This is a genomic window from Streptomyces sp. H39-C1, assembly GCF_027158125.1.
GTDB lineage: Bacteria > Actinomycetota > Actinomycetes > Streptomycetales > Streptomycetaceae > Actinacidiphila > Actinacidiphila fildesensis.
Window position 1 is genome coordinate 1 of the sequence record NZ_JAPVLS010000275.1, and the last position, 961, is coordinate 961.

Here is a 961-nt window from a genome sequence, read left to right on the forward strand (position 1 = left end):
ACCACCGACGGCATCCGTGACCTCCCGGGGAGTGACGACACGACATGCCACCACTCCCACCGAATCGCCGACCCTATGCCTGACCAGCGAAAACATCGCCCTCAGATTCGGAACGACAACAACTTCTCAGAACTTCATTCTGAAATGATCAGTAAGGCTGGTACTGGTGACGGCGTCCAAGGCCAGGTTGTTGTCACGACCTTCACGACCAGCTGGCAGAGTGTCAACATGGAGCAGCAGAAACAGCGCATGTCAGTTCGGCTTGTCGTTGTGGACCCACACCTCAAGACGCAGTTGCGCACAAGTAGAAGAACACTTGCTGACGCTCTTGGCCGAAGCCAGCTGCGGCCCGCGTGATCACACGCTATTCGTGGACGGACTCGCGGCCCTCCGTAACATCCAGACGATGCTGGCCGAGGCTGTAACACGAGGACCGCGAGTGTGGACGCCGAACGGCAAGTGGGAACACGAAGGTCTGCGCATCGCCAGCCTCTTCACAACGGACACCGACTTGCTCTACGCCCTGTCGCGTAAACTGTCGGGAGTCCTTGTGGCGCCGCCGGAGCTTTCCGATCAGTCAGACGTAGTCGCCGCCCTTCACAACATCAATTCTTCGCCACAGGAGAGCGTGGTTGGCCTCGTTGGTGCGCTGGCGCGCGTACTCTCCATGGCGGATCTCACCCCCGACGCCGATACCGCCATCCTATCCGCGGCGCTCAAGGCAGCCGGTGGCGATGACGTACGGCTCACCTACACCCAGGAGGACGCATGGCAGCGTCTCGCCCACCGGGTCACCGTGCTGCTAACGGAGTCCGCTCCACTGCACCGGTTCCTCTAGTGCTGAATTCCTCAACTTATGGGTATACACGGTGTGTTGAGGAGTGCGCTGGGGGTGGATGGTGCCGACATTGCTGCGGGCTCGGCCTGCTTCGGGTCCGGATGAGGCGTTGATGATCGACCG

At 60.7% G+C, this 961-nt stretch carries 1 protein-coding gene; it reads left to right on the top strand.

Going from position 1 to position 961, the window contains the following annotated elements; translation table 11 throughout:
* Positions 1 to 316 precede the first annotated feature (316 nt).
* On the top strand, positions 317 to 838 hold the full coding sequence (locus O3W51_RS48170) for a hypothetical protein (RefSeq protein WP_232486180.1): 522 nt from the start codon (positions 317 to 319) through the stop codon (positions 836 to 838).
* The last annotated feature ends 123 nt before the right edge of the window (positions 839 to 961 follow it).